20 protein-coding genes are annotated in these 21,128 nt (G+C 69.6%); 9 read left to right on the top strand and 11 right to left on the bottom strand.

The genetic code is table 11. The features are described from left to right. Positions 1 to 14: 14 nt before the first annotated feature. The 6 genes from gyrB to dnaA all read right to left on the bottom strand — a co-directional run bounded on the left by gyrB (position 15) and on the right by dnaA (position 9,262). Positions 15 to 2,072, bottom strand: a complete 2,058-nt coding sequence (gene gyrB / locus ACFYYB_RS29185) for a DNA topoisomerase (ATP-hydrolyzing) subunit B (protein ID WP_389438715.1) — start codon at positions 2,070 to 2,072, stop codon at positions 15 to 17. A gap of 405 nt (positions 2,073 to 2,477) precedes the next feature. Then, positions 2,478 to 3,020 (bottom strand): DUF721 domain-containing protein, encoded by a 543-nt coding sequence (locus tag ACFYYB_RS29180; RefSeq protein ID WP_389438713.1) that lies wholly within the window; start codon positions 3,018 to 3,020, stop codon positions 2,478 to 2,480. Then, positions 3,017 to 4,153, bottom strand: coding sequence for a DNA replication/repair protein RecF (recF, locus tag ACFYYB_RS29175; RefSeq protein WP_389438712.1), 1,137 nt, complete (start codon positions 4,151 to 4,153; stop codon positions 3,017 to 3,019). The genes ACFYYB_RS29180 and recF overlap by 4 nt, the downstream gene beginning before the upstream one ends. Before the next feature lie 112 nt (positions 4,154 to 4,265). Continuing rightward, on the bottom strand, positions 4,266 to 5,141 hold the full coding sequence (gene gnd, locus ACFYYB_RS29170) for a phosphogluconate dehydrogenase (NAD(+)-dependent, decarboxylating) (RefSeq protein WP_243331108.1): 876 nt from the start codon (positions 5,139 to 5,141) through the stop codon (positions 4,266 to 4,268). A 297-nt stretch (positions 5,142 to 5,438) separates the two neighbouring features. Beyond that, positions 5,439 to 6,569 carry a DNA polymerase III subunit beta gene (gene dnaN, locus ACFYYB_RS29165; RefSeq protein WP_243331110.1) on the bottom strand — a complete coding sequence of 377 codons (1,131 nt, stop codon included), beginning with the start codon at positions 6,567 to 6,569 and terminating at the stop codon, positions 5,439 to 5,441. Between the two features lie 878 nt (positions 6,570 to 7,447). Next, positions 7,448 to 9,262 carry a chromosomal replication initiator protein DnaA gene (gene dnaA / locus ACFYYB_RS29160; protein ID WP_389438709.1) on the bottom strand — a complete coding sequence of 605 codons (1,815 nt, stop codon included), beginning with the start codon at positions 9,260 to 9,262 and terminating at the stop codon, positions 7,448 to 7,450. Positions 9,263 to 9,621: 359 nt separating this feature from the next. Between dnaA and rpmH the strand changes: the two genes are divergently transcribed. From rpmH to ACFYYB_RS29115, 9 genes are all read left to right on the top strand, one after another. Continuing rightward, positions 9,622 to 9,759, top strand: coding sequence for a 50S ribosomal protein L34 (gene rpmH / locus ACFYYB_RS29155; RefSeq protein WP_100597229.1), 138 nt, complete (start codon positions 9,622 to 9,624; stop codon positions 9,757 to 9,759). Between the two features lie 22 nt (positions 9,760 to 9,781). After that, positions 9,782 to 10,156 (top strand): ribonuclease P protein component, encoded by a 375-nt coding sequence (gene rnpA, locus ACFYYB_RS29150; protein WP_243331112.1) that lies wholly within the window; start codon positions 9,782 to 9,784, stop codon positions 10,154 to 10,156. Next, positions 10,153 to 10,434 (top strand): membrane protein insertion efficiency factor YidD, encoded by a 282-nt coding sequence (gene yidD, locus ACFYYB_RS29145; RefSeq protein ID WP_076043740.1) that lies wholly within the window; start codon positions 10,153 to 10,155, stop codon positions 10,432 to 10,434. Before rnpA ends, yidD begins: the two co-directional genes overlap by 4 nt. Positions 10,435 to 10,437: 3 nt before the next feature. Continuing rightward, complete coding sequence (yidC, locus tag ACFYYB_RS29140; protein ID WP_389438708.1) at positions 10,438 to 11,544, top strand: membrane protein insertase YidC; 1,107 nt, start codon at positions 10,438 to 10,440, stop codon at positions 11,542 to 11,544. Between the two features lie 15 nt (positions 11,545 to 11,559). Continuing rightward, entirely contained in the window at positions 11,560 to 12,069 is a 510-nt protein-coding gene (locus ACFYYB_RS29135; protein ID WP_327305747.1) for a R3H domain-containing nucleic acid-binding protein, read from the top strand. A 174-nt stretch (positions 12,070 to 12,243) separates the two neighbouring features. Continuing rightward, positions 12,244 to 12,954, top strand: coding sequence for a 16S rRNA (guanine(527)-N(7))-methyltransferase RsmG (gene rsmG, locus ACFYYB_RS29130; protein ID WP_389438707.1), 711 nt, complete (start codon positions 12,244 to 12,246; stop codon positions 12,952 to 12,954). A 265-nt stretch (positions 12,955 to 13,219) separates the two neighbouring features. Further along, entirely contained in the window at positions 13,220 to 14,311 is a 1,092-nt protein-coding gene (locus tag ACFYYB_RS29125; protein ID WP_266879286.1) for a ParA family protein, read from the top strand. Continuing rightward, the gene (locus tag ACFYYB_RS29120; protein WP_389438704.1) at positions 14,308 to 15,402 is read left to right on the top strand and encodes a ParB/RepB/Spo0J family partition protein; all 1,095 of its coding nucleotides are present in this window, start codon (positions 14,308 to 14,310) and stop codon (positions 15,400 to 15,402) included. Before ACFYYB_RS29125 ends, ACFYYB_RS29120 begins: the two co-directional genes overlap by 4 nt. Positions 15,403 to 15,503: 101 nt before the next feature. Further along, the gene (locus ACFYYB_RS29115; protein ID WP_389438703.1) at positions 15,504 to 16,121 is read left to right on the top strand and encodes a GNAT family N-acetyltransferase; all 618 of its coding nucleotides are present in this window, start codon (positions 15,504 to 15,506) and stop codon (positions 16,119 to 16,121) included. A gap of 108 nt (positions 16,122 to 16,229) precedes the next feature. Here ACFYYB_RS29115 and trxA read toward each other — a convergent pair whose 3' ends face one another. The 5 genes from trxA to ACFYYB_RS29090 all read right to left on the bottom strand — a co-directional run bounded on the left by trxA (position 16,230) and on the right by ACFYYB_RS29090 (position 21,113). Further along, positions 16,230 to 16,568, bottom strand: a complete 339-nt coding sequence (gene trxA / locus ACFYYB_RS29110; RefSeq protein WP_327305751.1) for a thioredoxin — start codon at positions 16,566 to 16,568, stop codon at positions 16,230 to 16,232. Positions 16,569 to 16,621: 53 nt separating this feature from the next. Further along, positions 16,622 to 17,581: a thioredoxin-disulfide reductase gene (gene trxB, locus ACFYYB_RS29105; protein WP_389438701.1), complete on the bottom strand. Its 960-nt coding sequence runs from the start codon at positions 17,579 to 17,581 to the stop codon at positions 16,622 to 16,624. A 124-nt stretch (positions 17,582 to 17,705) separates the two neighbouring features. Then, on the bottom strand, positions 17,706 to 18,668 hold the full coding sequence (locus ACFYYB_RS29100) for an anti-sigma factor family protein (RefSeq protein WP_389438699.1): 963 nt from the start codon (positions 18,666 to 18,668) through the stop codon (positions 17,706 to 17,708). Further along, entirely contained in the window at positions 18,665 to 19,366 is a 702-nt protein-coding gene (gene sigM, locus ACFYYB_RS29095; RefSeq protein ID WP_389438698.1) for an RNA polymerase sigma factor SigM, read from the bottom strand. The genes ACFYYB_RS29100 and sigM overlap by 4 nt, the downstream gene beginning before the upstream one ends. Before the next feature lie 25 nt (positions 19,367 to 19,391). After that, complete coding sequence (locus tag ACFYYB_RS29090) at positions 19,392 to 21,113, bottom strand: protein kinase family protein (protein ID WP_389438697.1); 1,722 nt, start codon at positions 21,111 to 21,113, stop codon at positions 19,392 to 19,394. Positions 21,114 to 21,128 lie beyond the last annotated feature (15 nt).

Raw genomic sequence — 21,128 nt, 5'->3', positions numbered from 1 at the left:
TCAGCTGAGCCGACTCAGATGTCGAGGAAGCGAACGTCCTTGGCGTTGCGCTGGATGAAGGAGCGCCGGGCTTCGACGTCCTCACCCATCAGCACCGAGAACAGGTCGTCGGCCTGCGCGGCGTCGTCCAGGGTGACCTGGCCGAGCACGCGGTGGTCCACGTCCATCGTGGTGATGCGCAGTTCCTCGGCGTTCATCTCGCCCAGACCCTTGAAGCGCTGGATCGAGTCTTCCTTGATCCGCTTGCCCTGCGACTTGCCGAGCTCGACCAGGGCGTCGCGCTCGCGGTCCGAGTACGCGTACTCGAAGTCGTCGCGACCCCACTTGATCTTGTACAGCGGCGGACGCGACAGATACACGTGCCCGGCCTCGACCAGCGGCCGCATGAAGCGGAACAGGAAGGTCAGCAGCAGGGTGTTGATGTGCTGGCCGTCGACGTCGGCGTCGGCCATCAGGATGATCTTGTGATAGCGGAGCTTCTCGATGTCGAAGTCCTCGTGCACACCCGTGCCGAAGGCGCTGATCAGCGCCTGGACCTCGGTGTTCTGGAGGATCTTGTCGATGCGCGCCTTCTCGACGTTCAGGATCTTGCCGCGGATCGGCAGGATGGCCTGGTACATCGGATTGCGGCCGGACTTGGCCGAGCCGCCGGCCGAGTCGCCCTCGACGATGAAGATCTCGCACTTCGTCGGATCGTTGGACTGACAGTCCGACAGCTTGCCCGGCAGCGAGGCCGACTCCAGCAGACCCTTGCGACGGGTCAGGTCACGGGCCTTGCGGGCCGCGACGCGCGCCGTGGCCGCCTGGATCGACTTGCGGATGATGTCCGCGGCCTCGTTCGGGTTCCGGTCGAACCAGTCGTTGAGGTGCTCGTGCACGACCTTCTGCACGAAGGTCTTGGCCTCCGTGTTGCCCAGCTTGGTCTTCGTCTGGCCCTCGAACTGCGGCTCGCCCAGCTTCACCGAGATGATCGCCGTCAGACCCTCGCGGATGTCCTCGCCGGCGAGGTTGTCGTCCTTCTCGCGGAGGAACTTCTTCTCGCGCGCGTAGCGGTTCACCAGACCCGTCATCGCGGCGCGGAAGCCCTCTTCGTGGGTACCGCCCTCGTGCGTGTGGATCGTGTTCGCGAAGGAGTAGACGCCCTCGGTGTACTGCGAGTTCCACTGCATCGCGATCTCGACCGAGAGCATGCGCTCCTTGTCCTCGGCCTCGACGTCGATGACCGTCGGGTGGATCAGCTCGCCCTTGCGCGCGTTCAGGTACTTCACGAAGTCGACGATGCCGCCCTCGTAGTGGTACTTGACCGTCCGCGCCTGCTGGTCGTCGGTCTCCTCGGCGGTGTCCGCGCCCATCGTGGCCTTCGCCGACTCGCGCTCGTCCGTCAGCGAGAGCGTCAGGCCCTTGTTGAGGAACGCCATCTCCTGGAAGCGGCGCGAGAGCGTCTCGAAGGAGTACTCGGTGGTCTCGAAGATGTCGCCGTCGGCCCAGAAGGTGACCGAGGTGCCCGTCTCGGACGTCTCCTCGTTCTTCAGCAGGGGCGCCGTCGGGACACCGAGCTTGTAGTCCTGGGTCCAGCGGAAACCGTCGGTCTTGACCTCGACCGCGACCTTGGTGGACAGGGCGTTCACGACGGAGACGCCGACGCCGTGCAGACCGCCGGAGACGGCGTAACCGCCGCCGCCGAACTTGCCGCCCGCGTGCAGGACCGTCAGCACGACCTCGACGGCCGGCTTCCCCTCGGACGGCACGATGCCGACCGGGATACCGCGGCCGTTGTCGACCACGCGCACGCCGCCGTCGGCGAGGATCGTCACGTCGATGGTGTCCGCGTGCCCGGCCAGGGCCTCGTCGACCGAGTTGTCGACGACCTCGTACACGAGGTGGTGGAGCCCGCGCTCACCGGTCGAGCCGATGTACATGCCGGGCCGCTTGCGGACCGCGTCCAAGCCCTCGAGGACCTGGATGGCACTGGCGTCGTACGAGGAAGTGACCTCGCCGTTCTGGCCGACTGTGGACTGGTTGTCGTTGGGGTTGCCGGAATCGGCCACGAAGCGCCCTTTCTGGCACAGCACAGGCCGTACTCCGGGCCGGCATGCATGCAAGCGGGAGCGGCTGCGTCGATCTGCGTTGTCAGCGGTGGTCAGCTTTACTCGACTGAATCCCGCGCGTGCGCGGGATTCTCGTTCAGTCTACCGGTATCACCCCCATGAATGGGCGTTTGCCGGTACCTGAGTCCGCATGTGCCGCCCGGAAACTCCTCTCTCCGACTCCCCATATCCGGGGAGGGGCTCAAAGAGGCTCACACGGGCATTGAGCGCTTCGGGCTGTCAACCTCCCGCTACCGTGAGGGACACCACCCGCGGAGCCGTCCGTACGGGTGACCGCCGGACCCCTACTCACCCGTACGGGTGTGCGTGCCGACGGGCACGCGAAGCCGCCCGCACGTGGTGAACCACGCCGGGTCGGGCTTCGTCCGCTCACCCGTAGGTGTCCCCCGGGCCGGTGCTCCCCGGCGCCCGCCAAGGCCCGTACCGCTTCGGCCCGCCACCCGGGCCGTGAACCTTGATCAGCCGCACGGTGCCCTGCCCCAGGTCCGCGTTGAGCCGCGCCACCAGCTGCGGGGCCAGCAGCTTCAGCTGCGCCGCCCACGCCGAGGAATCGCAGCGCACCACCAGCTCGCGGTCCTCGTACCGGTCCGGGACGCAATGCGTCGCGATGTCCTGGCCGACGATCTCCGGCCAGCGCTCCATCACGCCGGCCACCGCCATCGGCATCTCCCAGCCGCGCTCCGTGCGCAGCCGGTCCAGCGCCGCCATCAGCGGCATCGGATCCCGGCCGTCCGCCCGGGCGCCCGAGCGCAGACCCGGCCGGTAGGCGCCCTTCTTGTTCTGCGCCGCGTTGCCGCGGGCCCGCGCCTGCTCGCGCGCGGCCGCCAGCGCCTGGCGCGCCAGGTCCACGCCCGAGGGCTCGGCCGCCCTGCGCGGCGGGTCCTGCGCGGGGTCCTGCTCCTTGCCGCTCACAGCCGGGTCACCTCCCCGCCGGACACCGCGAACCGGGTCCCGACCAGCACCCCGGGCACGTCGTCGTCCACCGCCGCCGTCACCAGCACCTGCTCGCCCGGGGCCACCAGCTCCGCCAGCCGCTCCCGGCGCCGCGCGTCCAGCTCCGCGAACACGTCGTCGAGGATCAGCACCGGCTCGCTGCCCTCCGAGCGCAGCAGCTCGTAGGAGGCCAGCCGCAGCGCCAGCGCGTACGACCAGGACTCGCCGTGGCTCGCGTACCCCTTGGCCGGCAGCTCCCCGAGGCGCAGCACCACGTCGTCGCGGTGCGGGCCGACCAGGGTCACCCCGCGCTCGATCTCGCCCTTGCGCACCTCGGCCAGGGAGGCCAGGAGAACCTCGTACAGCGCCTCGCGGGTGCGCGCCTCGCCGCTGTCCACCTGCTCGCCCGCGGAAGACTTGTAGGCCACCCCGAGCGGGCCGCCGCCGGGCGCGAGCTGCTCGTACGCCTTGTCCGCCAGCGGCAGCAGCGTCGCGAGCAGGTCGAGCCGGTGGGCCATCAGCTCCGCGCCCGTGCGCGCCAGGTGCTGGTCCCACACGTCGAGGGTGGACAGGTCCATGGAGCGGCCGCCGTGCCGGCGGGCCATCGCCGCCGACTTCAGCAGGGTGTTGCGCTGCTTGAGCACCCGCTCGTAGTCCGAGCGGACGGCCGCCATGCGCGGCGAGCGCGCCGTGACGAGCTCGTCGAGGAAGCGGCGCCGCTCCCCGGGGTCGCCCTTGACCAGGGCCAGGTCCTCGGGCGCAAACAGCACCGTGCGCACGATGCCCAGCACATCCCGCGGCCTGACCTGCGAGGACCTGTTGATGCGGGCCCGGTTGGCGCGGCCCGGGTTCAGCTCCAGCTCCACGAGCTGCTGCCGCTCGCCCTGGGTGACGGCGGCCCTGATGACGGCGCGCTCGGCGCCCATCCGCACCAGCGGGGCGTCCGCGGAGACCCGGTGGCTGCCGAGGGTGGCGAGGTAGCCGATCGCCTCGACGAGATTGGTCTTGCCCTGCCCGTTGGGGCCGACGAAAGCGGTGACGCCCGGGTCGAGGGGAACCTCGGCCCGGGCGTACGAGCGGAAGTCGGCCAACGAGAGATGCGAAACGTGCATGTGGCGCCGACCTCCCCCGGCTTCCTGCTGCTCTGCCGTACGCCGCTCCACAGGCTGTGGACCTACAAGCCGTGGTCCCTCAGAAGCTGTGGACCTGTGGAGCGGTTGTGGATTACTTCTTCTCGACCGCGTGGCCGCCGAACTGGTTGCGCAGCGCGGCGATCATCTTCATCTGCGGGGAGTCGTCCTGGCGCGACGCGAAGCGCGCGAAGAGCGAGGCCGTGATCGCGGGCAGCGGCACGGCGTTGTCGATCGCGGCCTCGACCGTCCAGCGGCCCTCGCCCGAGTCCTGCGCGAAGCCGCGCAGCTGCTGCAGGTGCTCGTCCTCGTCCAGCGCGTTCACGGCCAGGTCCAGCAGCCAGGAACGGATGACCGTGCCCTCCTGCCAGGACCGGAACACCTCGCGGACGTCGGTGACCGAGTCGACCTTCTCCAGGAGCTCCCAGCCCTCGGCGTAGGCCTGCATCATGGCGTACTCGATGCCGTTGTGGACCATCTTCGCGAAGTGCCCGGCGCCGATCTTGCCCGCGTGCACCGCGCCGAACTCACCCTCGGGCTTGAGGGCGTCGAAGACCGGCTGGACGGCCGCGACGTGCTCCTTGTCGCCGCCGTACATCAGCGCGTAGCCGTTCTCCAGGCCCCAGACGCCGCCCGAGACTCCGCAGTCCACGAAGCCGATGCCCTTGGCCGCCAGCTCGGCGCCGTGCTTCTCGTCGTCGGTCCAGCGCGAGTTGCCGCCGTCGACGACGATGTCGCCGGGCGAGAGCAGGCCCGCGAGCTCGTCCACGGTGGACTGCGTCGCCGCGCCGGCCGGGACCATCACCCACACCACGCGGGGGGCCTGCAGGCTGTCCACAAGTTCCGACAGGCTGTGGACATCGGCGAGGTCCGGGTTGCGGTCGTATCCGATGACGGTGTGGCCGGCGCGGCGGATGCGCTCGCGCATGTTGCCGCCCATCTTGCCGAGACCGACGAGACCAAGCTCCATCAGGTGGTTCCTTAAGCGTTGTGGCCGTCTGTGCCGGGGTGCTCCCCTGCCCGGGGACATCCCCCCGTGCCGAGCCTACGCCGGGCCGTGGCGCCCGGCGCCACGGGCACTCCGGGGTGTCGGCGCCCAGGCGCGCGGCCGGGCCGCGCACGAGGCTCCGTACGGACTCCCGCGAAGCCCCTGGAGGCCGCTACGGGGCCGCTACGGCGCTTCGCGGGCGGGAGGGGGAACGCCCTCGGGCCCGGTCCCGCCAGGAGCGGGGACGGGCCCGAGGGGCTTGCCGCGTCGAGTCCGGACTCAGCCGGAGAGGCGGACCGGCATGATCAGGTACTTGTACGCCTCGTCGGCCTCGGCGTCGACCGCCGGGCGGCCGCTGAGCAGCGCCGGCTTGGTGGACGTGGTGAAGCTCAGCTGCGCGGCCGGCGAGTCGATCGCGCTCAGGCCGTCCAGCAGGAAGGTCGGGTTGAAGGCGATCGAGATGTCGTCGCCCTCCAGCTTCGCGTCGACGCGCTCCACAGCCTGTGCGTCGTCGGAGGAGCCGGCCTCCAGGATCAGCACGCCCTGCTCGAAGCTCAGGCGGACCGGGGTGTTGCGCTCGGCGACCAGGGCCACGCGCTTGACGGCCTCGACGAACGGGGCCGTCTCGATCACGGCGACCGAGTTGAACTCCGTCGGGAACAGCGTGCGGTACTTCGGCAGGTCGCCCTCGAGGAGGCGGGTGGTGGTGCGGCGGCCGGCGCCCTCGAAGCCGATGAGGCCCTCGCCCTGGCCGGAGCCCGACAGCGCGATGGTGACCGTGTCGCCGCTGGTGAGCGACTTGGCGGTGTCCAGGAGGGTCTTGGCGGGCACCAGGGCCACGGCCGAGGCCTCGGGGTCCTCGGGCTTCCACAGGAACTCGCGGACCGCGAAGCGGTAGCGGTCGGTGGAGGCCAGGGTGACCTTGTCGCCCTCGATCTCGATGCGCACACCGGTCAGCACGGGCAGCGTGTCGTCGCGGCCCGCGGCGATGGCGACCTGGGCGGCGGCGGAGGCGAAGACCTCGCCGGGCACGGTGCCGGTCGCGGTGGGCATCGTCGGCAGTGCCGGGTACTCCTCCACAGGCAGGGTGTGGAGTGTGAATCGCGAGGAGCCGCAGACCACGGTCGCCCGTACACCGTCTGTGGAAATCTCCACCGGACGGTTGGGGAGCGCGCGGCAGATGTCGGCGAGCAGCCGGCCGGAGACCAGGACGGTGCCGTCCTCCTCCACGTCCGCCTCGACGGAGACGCGGGCCGAGACCTCGTAGTCGAAGCCGGAGAGGGACAGCTTGCCCTCCTCGGCCTTCAGCAGCAGGCCCGCGAGAACGGGCACCGGCGGCCGGGCCGGGAGGCTACGAGCAGCCCAGGCCACCGCCTCCGCGAGTACGTCGCGCTCCACCCGGATCTTCACCGGAAACCGCCTCCTGCTGTTGCTCGCTCGTCTGCCGGCCTTCGTCGTCGGCTCGTCGATGCCTCGACCGATGCCGGGGACCAGTCTGACGTACGGCGCCGACAGTCGTCGCTGCTGGCGGTCAAGTCGGGAGCGAGGTGTCGGGGAGGGCGATCCACCGAGTTGTGCACAGGACCTGCTTGAAAACCGAAACCGGGCTAACTCTCTATGGGGGTAGTAGTAGGGCCTGTGGAAACGGTGGATAACAGTGTTTCTGCTGGTCAGACCCGGTTTTTTATGCACACACCCTGTGGGCGGTACCGGTGGACAACCACGTGTCTCTGTGGAGAACGAAAACTTCTGCACAGGCCATCCCCAGATGACCCCGACTACTCCACAGGTGTGTCCCCAGGTTTTCCCGAGTACTCCACAACCCAAACGTCGACTTCGGTGTGACCGCTTTCACTCGGGGCGGTGATGGAGGGTTCCCCGTTGCCGAACAGTGGACAACGGTGTGGGGAAGTCGTCTGATCCTGTGCACAGGACCCGGGAAGCTGTGGACCGCCGGTGGACAACGCGGTGGACAGACCTGTGGACGAATATTTCGTCCACAGCCTGTGGACAGTCGTTGCGCACAATTCCACAGGGGTCTGACCAGCCCTGATGGTGCCTCACACCAGGGCCCTGTGGACAGTCTTGTGGGTTGTGGAACCCGTCCCCAGGGTGTGGACGGAAGAAAGTCGCCCAATCTGTGGATGACTTGCCTCCAAGGGGGCGTATTCGAACAGCCCAGGGGCGCACGCACGAAGAAGGGCGCCCCCGAAGTGACCCGGGAGCGCCCTCTAAAAGCGTTTTGAAGGGCTCGGCGGCGCCCGTACGGCACGTCCACAGAGCCGGTGTCAGCCGTTCTTGATGCGGTTGGTGAGCTCGGTCACCTGGTTGTAGATGGAGCGGCGTTCCGCCATCAGAGCGCGGATCTTGCGGTCCGCGTGCATGACGGTGGTGTGGTCGCGGCCGCCGAACTGCGCCCCGATCTTGGGCAGCGAGAGGTCCGTGAGCTCCCGGCACAGGTACATGGAGATCTGCCGGGCGGTGACCAGCACGCGGCTGCGCGAGGAGCCGCACAGGTCGTCCACGGTCAGCCCGAAGTAGTCGGCGGTGGCCGCCATGATGTCGGTGGCGGTGATCTCGGGCGAGCTGTCCTCGCCGCCCGGGATCAGGTTCTTCAGGACGTCCTCGGTCAGGCCCAGGTCGACCGGCTGCCGGTTCAGGCTCGCGAAGGCCGTGACCCGGATCAGCGCCCCCTCCAGCTCGCGGATGTTGCGCGAGATGCGGGAGGCGATGAACTCCAGGACCTCCGGCGGGGCGTTGAGCTGCTCCTGGACGGCCTTCTTGCGCAGGATCGCGATGCGGGTCTCCAGCTCGGGCGGCTGGACGTCGGTGATCAGGCCCCACTCGAAGCGGTTGCGGAGCCGGTCCTCCAGGGTGGCGAGCTGCTTGGGCGGCCGGTCGGAGGAGAGCACGATCTGCTTGTTGGCGTTGTGGAGCGTATTGAAGGTGTGGAAGAACTCCTCCTGCGTCGACTCCTTGCTCGCGAGGAACTGGATGTCGTCGACGAGCAGGATGTCCATCTCGCGGTAGCGCTTGCGGAACGCGTCGCCCTTGCCGTCGCGGATCGAGTTGATGAACTCGTTGGTGAACTCCTCGGAGCTCACGTACCGCACCCGGGTGCCGGGGTAGAGGCTCCGCGCGTAGTGCCCGATGGCGTGCAGCAGGTGCGTCTTGCCGAGGCCCGACTCCCCGTAGATGAAGAGGGGGTTGTACGCCTTCGCCGGCGCCTCGGCGACGGCCACCGCGGCGGCGTGCGCGAAGCGGTTGGAGGCGCCGATGACGAAGGTGTCGAAGAGGTACTTGGGGTTCAGCCGGGCGGTCGGCTCCAACGGTCCCGAGGTGGAACCGCCGGACGGCGCCGAGGGCGCGGGCCGGCTGGGCACCGGGCGCGGGGAGGACTGCTGCTCGTACTGCTGCTGCTCGTACTGGCGGGAGGAGCGCTGCTGCTGGCCCTCGTACTGCTGCTGCTCGTACTTCTGCTGTTCGTAGGAGCCCTGGTCGTAGGAGGAGGGCTCGGACTGCTGCATGTAGCCCGGCTGCGGGGAGGCATAGGGGTCGCGCTCGGGGAAGCCGCCGAGGCGGGGCTGCTGCCAGCCGTAGTCGTCCTGCTGGCCGCCGCGGGGCCAGGCGCCGGGCTCGGAGCGCTGTTGCTGCTGGTAGTCCGGGTAGGCGGGGCGGGCGCTGGGGAGCTGGTCATCGGCGGGGCCGTTGTGGCCGCCGGGGCCCGTGTGACCCATCGGTCCGGTGTGCCCGCCGGGGCGCTGACCGCCGTACGGTTCGTAGTCGTCGCGGGAGGAGGACCCGGACGGGGCCGGGGGCGAGGGCTCGCCGGCGGAGTCGTCGACGGTGATGGCGATCCGGATGGGGCGGCCGCACTCACGGCTGAGGGCGTCGCTGATGAGCGGGGCGAGCCGGCCCTCCAGGACACGCTTGCCGTACTCGTTGGGCACGGCAAGCAGCGCGGTGTCCGCCACCAGGGCCAGGGGCTGACAGCGCTCGACCCACTGCTTGTCCTTGGGCTCGATGCTGTTCTGTCCCTCCCCGAGGAGCTTTTCGAGCACCCTTGGCCACACTGCGGCAAGATCGGCAGGTACGTCAGCCACAGAGCACGCTCTCTCAGAGGGGGTCCCACGAATGTGTGGTTCTTTGGGACGGTCGGGACAAAAAATCCAGGGTCAGGCAACGGTAGTCAGGCCAGCGGGTACGGTTCAAGTCGTTGTCCACAGCCTGTGCACAGTGTGGGGCACCGTCGACTCGGTTTGACCGGATGGCGTAGCCGCGCGTACCGTAACGAGGTCGAGTTGTCGATGGCTGCTGCCGCCTGCCTACCGATGGGCGAAGATCACTGGTTGTGATCGTTTTGCGGTGCCACTCGGGCGAACACGCGAGTTTTCTCCTCGTGGGCGCACGGTGACAGCCAGGCGATGTCCCGCCTAAACGATTTATTCTCTGGAGCCCTCGAGTGAGCAAGCGCACCTTCCAGCCGAACAACCGCCGTCGTGCCAAGACCCACGGCTTCCGTCTCCGGATGCGTACCCGTGCCGGCCGCGCCATCCTCGCGAACCGTCGTGGCAAGGGCCGCGCCGAACTCTCCGCGTAACTGACGGGCGGATCGTGACGTCGTGCTGTCTCCCGACAATCGGCTGAGGCGGCGCGAGGACTTCGCGAGCGCGGTACGTCGAGGTCGCCGGGCTGGTCGCCCGCTCCTCGTCGTCCACCTACGTACAAGCGGTGCAACGGACCCGCACGAGCCGGGGGAGATCGATCCCTCGACGCGTGCGGGTTTCGTCGTCAGCAAGGCTGTCGGCATCGCCGTCGTACGCAACCGGGTCAAGCGCCGTTTGCGCCATCTCGTCCGCGAGCGGCTGTCCCAGCTGCCCGAAGGTAGCCTGATGGTGGTACGGGCTCTGCCCGGAGCGGGTGATGCCGGTCTCGACGAGCTGGCCCGGGACCTCGATGCCGCACTGCTGCGGCTCTTGGGAGGCGTGGCTCGATGAAGTACCCGCTGCTCGCATTGATCAAGCTGTACCAGTGGACGATCAGTCCGCTGCTCGGGCCGGTGTGCCGCTACTACCCCTCGTGTTCGCACTATGGGTACACGGCCATCGACCGGCATGGTGCGGTGAAGGGGACGGCTCTGACCGCCTGGCGGATCCTGCGGTGCAATCCGTGGTCCCCGGGTGGCGTGGACCACGTCCCACCCCGGAAACGCCCGCGTTGGCACGAGCAGCTGCGCAGTGCGTTGCGTAGATCTCGCAATGCTCAAGGAGCCTGATTAGTGGACACGATTGCCAGTCTGTTCAGCTTTATTACCACGCCTGTCTCGTGGATCATCGTCCAGTTCCACAAGGTGTACGGCGCCATGTTCGGCGCCGACAGTGGCTGGGCCTGGGGCCTGTCCATCGTCTCCCTGGTGATCTTGATCCGTATCTGCCTGATCCCGCTCTTCGTGAAGCAGATCAAGGCGACGCGCGGCATGCAGGCGATCCAGCCGAAGATGAAGGCGATCCAGGAGCGCTACAAGAACGACAAGCAGCGCCAGTCCGAAGAGATGATGAAGCTGTACAAGGAGACGGGTACCAACCCGCTCTCCTCGTGCCTTCCCATCCTGGCGCAGTCCCCGTTCTTCTTCGCGCTCTACCACGTGCTCGCCGGCATCGCCAACGGCACGCCGATCGGTCAGATCGACGGTCCGCTGCTGGAGAGCGCGCGTAACGCGCACATCTTCGGCGCCCCGCTGGCGTCCAAGTTCACGGACAGCGCGGACAAGGTCGCCGCTCTGGGCGCCTCGATCACCGACGTGCGGATCGTCACCGCGATCATGATCGTGATGATGTCGCTGTCGCAGTTCTACACGCAGCGCCAGCTGATGCAGAAGAACGTCGACCTCTCGGTCAAGACGCCGTTCATGCAGCAGCAGAAGATGCTGATGTACGTCTTCCCCCTGATCTTCGCGGTCATGGGCATCAACTTCCCCGTCGGTGTCCTCGTCTACTGGCTGACCACGAACCTGTGGACCATGGGCCAGCAGATGTTCGTGATCAACCGGAACCCCACCCCCGGCAGCCTGGCCCAGGACCAGTACCTGACGCGCCTGCTGAAGCAGATCAGCTCGCACGGCGAGCTCAAGAGCCGGGGCAAGAAGAAGATCGTCGCGGCGATCGTGGCCAAGGGCCCGGACCGCAACGACAACGAGCGCAAGTTCATCACCGGTCTGAGCAAGCAGGGTCTGGCCGCGCAGGCGGACGGATCCGTGGCGAAGAGCGTCGAGGCGACCGTCGATTCCGATGCGGCCGGCGGTGGCGGACAGAAGCGTCAGCAGCCCAAGCGGCAGTCGAAGTCGCAGCGTCAGACGCCCCCCAGCAAGCCCTCTCCCAAGAAGTAAGAAGGAGTCCCTCCCGTGACGGAAGGCACCACCACCGCCGCCGCTGAGAGTGGCGACACCCTGACCCGCCTCGAGCAGGAGGGTGAGATCGCGGCCGACTACCTTGAGGGTCTGCTGGACATCGCCGACCTGGACGGCGACATCGACATGGACGTCGAGGCGGACCGCGCCTCGGTCTCCATCGTCAGCGAGTCCGCGCGCGACCTGCAGAAGCTCGTCGGCCGCGACGGCGAGGTGCTGGAGGCTCTGCAGGAGCTGACCCGCCTCGCCGTGCACCGCGAGACCGGGGACCGCAGCCGGCTGATGCTGGACATCGGCGGCTTCCGGGCGAAGAAGCGCGAGGAGCTGACGGCGCTCGGCGCCAAGGCCGCGGAGGACGTGAAGACGTCCGGCGAGCCCCTGAAGCTGGAGCCGATGACCCCCTTCGAGCGGAAGGTCGTCCACGACGCCGTGGCCGCGGCCGGTCTGCGGAGCGAGTCCGAGGGCGAGGAGCCGCAGCGCTTCGTCGTCGTGCTTCCGGCCTGATCGGAAGCCTGAGTGTCCGGCCCCGTCTGTCTCGCAGGCGGGGCCGATCTTTGTCAGCCTGGCAGTGCCGGCTGACGGCAGTGACGACAGCGACGGCAGCGACGTCGTCCGGTATTCACAACCATGCGGTACGGAAGGACGGTCCCCGTGACGGAGGCAGCTGAGCTTCCCCCGATGCCCGAAGAAGCGCCCCCGGCACCCGAAGAGGCGCGTGCGGTGTTCGGCGAGCATTTCCCGGAAGCTGTGCGGTACGCGGAGCTGCTGGCGGACGCGGGTGTCAGGCGGGGCCTGATCGGGCCGCGCGAGGTGCCGCGGCTCTGGGAGAGGCACCTGCTGAACTGCGCCGTGCTCTCGGAGGTGGTGCCCGAGGGCGTCACCGTGTGCGACGTGGGCTCGGGCGCCGGCCTTCCCGGCATTCCGCTGGCCCTGGTGCGCAGGGACCTGAAGATCACGCTGCTGGAGCCGCTGCTGCGCCGGACGAACTTCCTCCAGGAGGTCGTGGAGCTGCTGGGGCTCGACCACGTGACCGTGGTGCGCGGGCGGGCCGAGGAAGTCCTCGGCAAGCTTCCGCCGGTGCACGTGGTGACGGCGCGCGCGGTGGCCCCGCTGGACCGGCTCGCGGGCTGGGGCGTGCCCCTGCTGCGTCCGTACGGCGAGATGCTGGCGCTGAAGGGTGACACCGCCGAGGAGGAGCTGGTGGCGGCGAAGGCCGCGCTGACCAAGCTCGGTGTGGTGAAGACCTCGGTGCTGCACGTCGGCGAGGGTGTCGTGGACCCGCTCTCCACCGTGGTGCGGGTCGAGGTCGGGGAAAGCCCCGGCGGGGTGCGGTTCGCGGCGAAGCGGGCCAAGGCCGCCCGTACCAGCCGTACGCGCCGGCGTCGCTGAGGTCCCTTCCGGGGAGCGCTCGCAGGCGTAGCACGGGGGTGTTGAGCCCTATAGGTATGGATTTCGGAGTGTCGTAGCGGCCGGATCACTCCGTCCGGGCATCGTGTTTCACGTGAAACGTCGCTCTCTGCTGCACGGAATCATCAGCCGCGGTCGTGCGGCCACGTCCCCCCGTCTCCTCAAGGGCGAAGGGGGGACGGAGTTGTCCACATCGGTGGATTCATCCACAGGAGTACGGGCCCCGCTGGTTCGCGACCCCGGTGACATGGCAGGCTCTGTTCATCGCGAGCCTGATGCCGAGGAGAGTGACACCGTGCGGTCAGACGCCAACCTTGCGGGGCCGATGGCCGATCCGGTCCCCGGTCCCCGCTCTGAATCCCCAGGCGCCGATGTTTCACGTGAAACATCGGCCCCGCCCCTAGTGGACAACGAAGATACGCCCATCGGCCGGGCCGCCCAGATCGCGGTCGAGGCCTTGGGCCGTGCGGGTGAGGGGCTGCCCAGGCCCCCGAAGACCCGGATCATGGTGGTGGCCAACCAGAAGGGCGGCGTGGGCAAGACCACGTCGACCGTGAACTTGGCGGCTTCCCTGGCCCTGCACGGTGCGCGGGTCCTGGTGGTCGACCTCGACCCGCAGGGCAATGCCTCGACGGCGCTGGGCATCGACCACCACGCGGACGTGCCGTCCATCTATGACGTGCTGGTCGACAGCCGCCCGCTGATGGAGGTCGTCCAGCCGGTGGCGGACGTGGAGGGGCTCTTCTGCGCGCCGGCCACGATCGACCTGGCGGGTGCCGAGATCGAGCTCGTGTCCCTGGTCGCACGCGAGAGCCGTCTCCAGCGGGCCATCCAGGCGTACGAGCAGCCGCTCGACTACATCCTGATCGACTGCCCGCCCTCGCTGGGCCTGCTGACCGTGAACGCCCTGGTCGCGGGCGCGGAGGTGCTGATCCCGATCCAGTGCGAGTACTACGCTCTGGAGGGGCTGGGCCAGCTGCTGCGCAACGTGGACCTGGTGCGGGCCCATCTGAACCCGACGCTGCACGTGTCCACGATCCTGCTGACGATGTACGACGGCAGGACCCGTCTGGCCTCGCAGGTGGCGGAGGAGGTGCGCACCCACTTCGGCAAGGAGGTGCTGCGCACGAGCATCCCGCGGTCGGTCCGCATCTCCGAGGCTCCGAGCTACGGGCAGACGGTGCTGACCTACGACCCGGGTTCCAGCGGTTCCCTTTCCTATCTGGAGGCGGCGCGGGAGATCGCGCTGCGCGGGGCCGGATTCCAGTACGACCCCCAGCACCCCCATCAGGGTGCGGGCATGAACAACACGCAGAGCATGGCGGAGGGGATCCAGTGAGTGAGCGACGTAGGGGTCTGGGGCGGGGGCTCGGCGCACTGATTCCCGCGGCTCCCCAGGAGAAGGTGCCGCCGGTGATCGGTGCCGGGTCGACGTCTCCGTCGGCGGTGCCGGTGCTGCCTTCGGAGCGGGGCATCGCGGCGGCGAAGCTGGCTTCGCTGGCGCAGGCCGATGTTTCACGTGAAACATCGGCGCCGGCCGCTTTGGTGAGCGTGCCGGATCCGGTCGCCGCTCCGGAGGCCGGTGAGGTGGCGGGGGCCACGTTCGCGGAGCTCCCGATGGACTCCATCACGCCGAACCCGCGGCAGCCGCGCGAGGTGTTCGACGAGGACGCGCTGGCGGAGCTGGTGACCTCCATTCAGGAGGTGGGTCTGCTCCAGCCGGTGGTGGTGCGCCAGTCCGGTCCGGGCCGCTATGAGCTGATCATGGGCGAGCGGCGCTGGCGGGCGTGCCGTGAGGCCGGGCTGCAGCGTATTCCGGCGATCATCCGTGCCACGGACGACGAGAAGCTGCTGCTGGACGCGCTCCTGGAGAACCTGCACCGGGCGCAGCTGAACCCCTTGGAGGAGGCGGCCGCGTACGACCAGCTGCTGCAGGACTTCAACTGCACGCACGACCAGCTGGCGGACCGGATCGGGCGTTCTCGCCCGCAGGTCTCGAACACGCTGCGGCTGCTGAAGCTCTCCCCGCCCGTACAGCGGCGGGTGGCGGCGGGTGTGCTGTCGGCGGGTCACGCGCGGGCCCTGCTGTCGGTGGACAACTCCGAGGAGCAGGACCGTCTGGCGCACCGGATCGTGGCCGAGGGGCTGTCGGTGCGTGCGGTCGAGGAGATCGTGGCGTTGATGGGTTCGGAGTCGCCGAGTGCGGTGAAGTCGAAGGGTCCGCGAGCGGGTGCCCGGGTCGCGCCGGCGCTCAACGAGCTGGCGACGCGGTTGTCGGACCGGTTCGAGACGCGGGTGAAGGTGGATCTGGGCCAGAAGAAGGGCAAGATCACCGTCGAGTTCGCGTCGATGGAGGACCTGGAGCGGATTCTGGGGACCTTGGCGCCGGGCGAGGGCCGGGTGCTGGACCAGGGTGCTGCCGGGGAGTGACCCAACTCTGGGGGCGGGTCGTGCCGGTGTGAGCCGGTGCGCTCCGCCCCCTTTGCCTTGTCGCGGTTTCGGGTGATTCGAGCTCTGGATACGATGCGGTCATGGGTCGTCGGCTGGTACCGCTCACGCTGGACAACCTTCAAGACCTGCCCCGGCGTTGCCGGTCCTGTGTCTTCTGGGAGCTGGACCCCGTCAGCGGCGAGGCCGCGGTGAAGGCGGGGAACCCTGCCGAGGAGAAGGAGGCGTGGATCTCCGCCGTCCTCCTGGAGTGGGGCTCGTGCGGCCGGGTGGTCTACGTGGACGAGGTCCCGGTGGGGTTCGTCCTGTACGCGCCGCCGGCGTATGTGCCGCGTGCGATCGCGTTCCCGACCAGCCCGGTGTCCCCGGACGCGGTCCAGCTCATCACCTCGTGGATCATGCCGGGGTATCAGGGCCAGGGGCTGGGACGGGTGATGGTTCAGACGGTGGCCAAGGACCTGTTGCGCAGGGGGTTCCGGGCGATCGAGGCGTTCGGTGATGCCCGGTGGGAGGGTCCGGCCTGTCTGCTGCCGGCGGACCACCTGCTGGCCGTGGGCTTCAAGACGGTACGCCCGCACCCGACGCGTCCCCGGCTGCGCCTGGAGCTGCGGTCCACGCTGTCGTGGAAGGAAGACGTGGAACTGGCCCTGGACCGGCTGCTGGGCGCGGCCCGCAAGGAACCGGCACTGCGTCCGCTGTAGGACGAGGACGGGCGCGGCCCGCTACCGGGCCGGCATGCGAACGGGGCCGCCCCCGGGAGGGGGCGGCCCCGTGTCACGCGATCGCGTCCGGTCCCGGACGCGGGTGCGTCAGGCCTTGGCGGTGACGAAGCCGTCGAGGTCGCGCAGGATGGCGGCCTTCGGCTTGGCGCCGACGATGGTCTTGACGACCTCGCCGCCCTGGTAGACGTTCAGGGTCGGGATGGACATGACGCCGTACTTGGCAGCCGTCTCCGGGTTCTCGTCGATGTTGAGCTTGACGATCTCGATCTCGTCGCCGTACTCGGCGGCGATGGCCTCGAGGGACGGAGCGATCTGGCGGCACGGGCCGCACCAGGCGGCCCAGAAGTCCACCAGGACGGGCTTGTCGCTCTTGAGGACGTCGTCATCGAAGCTTGCGTCGGTGACGGTCTTGAGGGTGCCGGCCACAGCGGCCTCCTTCTTTTCCTGCGGGGAGTGGGGTGTGGTGCTGCTTGAGGGTGTCAGACCGCTGCGTGCGCCTTCTCGGCGTCCGCGAGGGCGGCGAGGAAGCGCTCGGCGTCGAGGGCCGCGGAGCAACCCGTGCCCGCGGCGGTGATGGCCTGACGGTAGGTGTGGTCGACCACGTCGCCCGCGCCGAACACACCGGGGAGGCTGGTGCGGGTGGAGGGGGCGTCGACCGTGAGGTAGCCCTCCGCGTCGAGGTCGAGCTGGTCCTTGAACAGCTCGGTGCGCGGGTCGTGGCCGACGGCGATGAAGAGGCCGGTCACGGGCAGCGCGGAGGTCTCACCGGTCTTGGTGTTGCGCAGGGTGAGACCGGTGAGCTTCTGCTCGCCGTGGATCTCCGCGACCTCGCTGTCCCAGGCGAACGAGATCTTCGGGTCGGCGAAGGCGCGGTCCTGCATGGCCTTGGAGGCGCGCAGGGAGTCGCGGCGGTGGACGATGGTGACGGACTTGGCGAACCGGGAGAGGAAAGTGGCTTCCTCGATCGCGGTGTCACCGCCGCCGATCACGGCGATGTCGTGGTCCTTGAAGAAGAATCCGTCACAGGTCGCGCACCAGGAGACGCCGCGGCCGGAGAGGGCGTCCTCGTTGGGCAGGCCGAGCTTGCGGTGCTGGGAACCGGTGGTCACGATCACGGCCTTGGCGCGGTGCACGGTGCCGGCGGTGTCGGTGACGGTCTTGATCTCGCCGGTGAGGTCCACGGACACGACGTCGTCCGGAATCAGCTCGGCGCCGAAACGCTCGGCCTGCGCGCGCATGTTGTCCATGAGGTCCGGACCCATGATGCCGTCCTGGAAACCGGGGAAGTTCTCGACCTCGGTGGTGTTCATCAGTGCGCCACCTGCGGTGACGGCGCCCTCGAAGACCAGGGGCTGGAGCGAAGCGCGTGCGGTGTACAGGGCGGCGGTGTAACCGGCCGGCCCGGAGCCGATGATGATCACGTTTCGTACGTCGCTCACGGGTTGATTCCTCGTCTCTGCGGACTGCCTGCTGTCTACCGGGGGGCCGGTGTGGACTCTCACCCCACCCAACGGATCCTACGGCGCCCGCATTCCCGAGTTGTCCCACGGCCTTCCTGGTCTGTCAGCTCCTGGGATAGGTGCTGGTGAGCAGGGGCTTCCCGGGAGCGGCCGAGGGATCGGTGACGCAGGCGGAGCCGATGAGATAGGCGTCCACGGAGGAGGGGTCCCCGGGGTGGGGCAGGACGAGGAGGAAGACGTCCTTGCCTTCGTAGGTGCCGGACTCGAAGCCCAGCGGGGTCTCGGTGCGGCCGGTGGCCTGCTCGACGCAGGCGGGTGCCCTGGGCGCCCTGCCGTCGGCCGGGGCGGGGCTGGGTTCGGACGGAGGGCTGTTCTCCACTCCGAAGGTGTTGTTCCGCTCCTCCGTCGTCTTGTCTCCCTTGTCTCCCCGGGCGGCGGACGCGAGGAGCTCGCGCACCGTGCCGGGAAGTCCCTGGGCGGTGTACTCGGGCGAGCCGGACCTGGACTGTGCGCTGGAGGCGTCGCTCCGTACGGACAGGTCGTGTGCGGAACGGTCGCCGGACATCAGGCCGAACACCAGGACACCGGCGGCGCACGCCGCGAGCAGCCCGCCCGCGAGAGCGATCCGGCGGCGTGCGCGACGGCGTCCGGGGCCGGTTGGGCCGGTCGGGTGACCGGAAGGGCGCAGGGCCCCGTTCCGATCGGCCGGGGCGGGGGCGGTTTCACGTGAAACATCGGGACCGGGTTCCCCGTGGGCGTCCCGGGCGGGGCTGACGGGCCCGGGCTCCCCGCGCGGGGTGGTGGCGTCGAGGAGTGCCTCGGCGGCGAGGGCCGCGTCGATCCGGCCGGCGATGTCGGCGGGCATCCGGGCGGGGCCGGGCAGGGTGCCCAGCAGGGCCCGGATCTCCTCCAGGGAGGCGCGGACGTCCGCGCACAGGGGGCAGCCGCCGAGATGGCTGCGGACCTCCGCCGTGCGGGACGGGGAGAGGAGGCCTTCCGCCAGCTCGGAGATCTCCGAGACGTCGGGGTGCCCGATCGTGCCGGTCGCGCCGGTAGTGGGGGTCACGCTCGTCCACCTCCGCCCTTCACTGCGTTGGGATCCGGGGCCGGATCCCCGCGGTCTGCCGCCGGTGGGACGGTTGTCCCCGGTGTCCGGTTCCTTCCCCGCTCGGGATCGGTGTTATCCCCGGCATGTGTGCGCAGATGAGTGAGGAGCGGGACGAGTTTCGCCCTGCCGCGGGCGCAGCGGCTCTTCACGGTGCCGACGGGGACGTCGAGGACGGCGGCGGCCTCGGCGACGGGGTAGCCCTGCATGTCGACGAGGACCAGGGCGGCACGCTGCTCGGCCGGGAGGGTGCCCAGGGCGGCCAGCAGCTGCCGGTGGAGGTCCTGGCGCTCCGCGGGTGCCTCGGCGGACTCGTGGGGCTCCAGAAGGCGCTCCAGGCGGTCCGTGTCGTCGAGGGGGGAGGTCCTCCGGGAGGCGGCCTTGCGGGCCCGGTCCAGGCAGGCGTTCACGGTGATGCGGTGCAGCCAGGTCGTGACGGCCGATTCGCCGCGGAAGGTGTGGGCGGCCCGGTAGGCGGAGACGAGGGCGTCCTGCACGGCGTCGGCGGCTTCCTCCCGGTCGCCGAGGGTGCGCAGGGCCACGGCCCACAGCCGGTCGCGGTGCCTGCGTACGAGCTCACCGAAGGCGTCCGGGTCTCCGGCCGCGTGCAGCGACAGGAGTTCCTGGTCGCTGCGGCCCCCGGGTGTGGCTTCGTCCAATGCCGGCCCCCTCCCCTGCTGTCCGTCAGCCCGTGAACTTCACGTCCGTGATGGCCTGCTTGTACCCGGCTCCGGTGTAGGTGTCGGAGGGTGCCCAGGGCATCGCGGTGATCCACAGCAGGACGTACCGGGTCTTGACCGGCTTGTCCGCGGTCAGGTTGAAGCTGCTGTTCGAGGTCGTGGCCGTGGCGATCTTCGGCATGCCGGAGATCTTGCCCGACGGGTTCAGGGAATCGACCGCGTAGAGCGTGGTGGTGGTGCGGTTGCCCGCGAACCGGAGCGCTATCGAGGCGCTGCTGACCTCGTGTTCGGCGCCGAGGTCGTAGACGATGCCGACGCCGCCCTTGTATTCCGTGATGTCGGGGCCGTCGACGTAGTACTTGGTCCGCCAGTAGGTGGAGGAGTCCCCGTCGAAGGTGTTCTTGGCGCCTCCGGGGTCCTGGTCCTTGCCGTCCGGGGAGTACTCGCGGGCCCGGGAGATGGCGAGGGGACCGGGTGCCACCTTCTCCGGGATGTCGTCGGCCTTCTCGTGCGTGGTCTGACTGCCGCTGGTGCTGCCCTGGTTGTTCCGGTTGAGCAGGGTGTCGGCGAGCTGCCAGCTGCCCAGCCCGAGGGCGGCGATCAGCAGCGCCGCGACGCCCCACTTGAGGACGCGGCCGGTCCGGCTCTGCAGGGGCGGCGGCGGGGGCACGACGGTGACCTGGGTGGTGGCCCTGCCGGGGCCCTGGGGCCTGCCGTAGCTGCCCTGCTGGTAGGTGGTGTGCTGGTACTCCGGAGGAGCGGTGAAGGTGGGCTCCGGCGGCCGGATGCGGGGCATCGCGGCCACGGCCTTGGAGAGTTCCTCCGGGGTGGTGCAGGCGGGTTCCTGACGCGAGGCGGTCGCCCCGTCGTTGGCGAGGGCGCGCATGGCCAGTTCGCCCAACCCTCGGTGCACGCCCGCGCGGACCTGGTCGGGGGCGATGAGCCCGACGCCCTTGGGCAGGCCGGTGAGGCCGTAGGCGTCGCTCTCGTACGGCCAGCGCTGGGTCAGGGAGGCGTACAGCAGGGCGCCGATGGCCTCGGTGTCCGCGCGCTGGGGGGTCTCGCTGGTGATGCCGCGCAGGGCGGCGTTCACGGCGAGGCCGCGGATGCGGTACTGGCCGGTGGAGGTGCGCAGTATCGCGCTGGGGGTCAGGCGCAGGTGCGCGAGGCCCTCGCGGTGTGCGGCGGCCATGGCCTGGGAGACCTGGCTGACGAGCTGGTAGGCCTCGTGCGGCTCCATGGGGCCCGCGGCGAGGATCGCGGTGAGCTCCGTGGCGTCGGGGAGCCACTCGTGGACGACGTAGACGAGGTCGTTCTCCTCCACGGCGTCGAGGACCTGGACGAACCGGGGGTCGCCGAGCAGGGCCGAGGAGCGGGCGGCGGCCAGGACGGCGCGGGCCCGCGCGTGGTCGGCGGGCAGCAGGTGGACGCCCACGGCCCGGCGCAGCTTCTCGTCCATCGCGCGCCAGCTGCTGAATCCGTCCAGACGGGTGACGCATTCCTCGAGCCGGTAGCGTCTGGCCAGTTTGTGGCCGCTGTGCAGCTCGGGCGCGGCAGCGGGTGCCGCGTTCCTGCGGTCGCCGTCCTTCTCGGGCATGGTTCCGTCCGCGGCTCGTCCGTTCTGGGTGTCCACCCCGTCGGCCGTGGCCTGGGCCGTCTCCGCGGCCAGCGGCTCGTCGCCGCTGTTGTCGGCCACGTCGACGGCAGCCGTGCTACGTTCCGCCACCGTCGTCCCCGCCTC

The sequence above is a fragment of the Streptomyces sp. NPDC002886 genome, from assembly GCF_042888445.1.
GTDB lineage: Bacteria > Actinomycetota > Actinomycetes > Streptomycetales > Streptomycetaceae > Streptomyces.
Note: the sequence above shows the minus strand (reverse complement) of the source record. Positions and strands in the feature narration are given on the sequence as shown.

Coding starts and splice junctions, on each gene's coding strand:
- rsmG (WP_389438707.1), top strand. CDS start 12,244: ATGCCCGAAGAAGCGCCCCCGGCACCCGAAGAGGCGCGTGCGGTGTTC.
- ACFYYB_RS29125 (WP_266879286.1), top strand. CDS start 13,220: ATGGCAGGCTCTGTTCATCGCGAGCCTGATGCCGAGGAGAGTGACACC.
- recF (WP_389438712.1), bottom strand. CDS start 4,153: ATGCACGTTTCGCATCTCTCGTTGGCCGACTTCCGCTCGTACGCCCGG.
- yidD (WP_076043740.1), top strand. CDS start 10,153: ATGAAGTACCCGCTGCTCGCATTGATCAAGCTGTACCAGTGGACGATC.
- gnd (WP_243331108.1), bottom strand. CDS start 5,141: ATGGAGCTTGGTCTCGTCGGTCTCGGCAAGATGGGCGGCAACATGCGC.
- ACFYYB_RS29115 (WP_389438703.1), top strand. CDS start 15,504: ATGGGTCGTCGGCTGGTACCGCTCACGCTGGACAACCTTCAAGACCTG.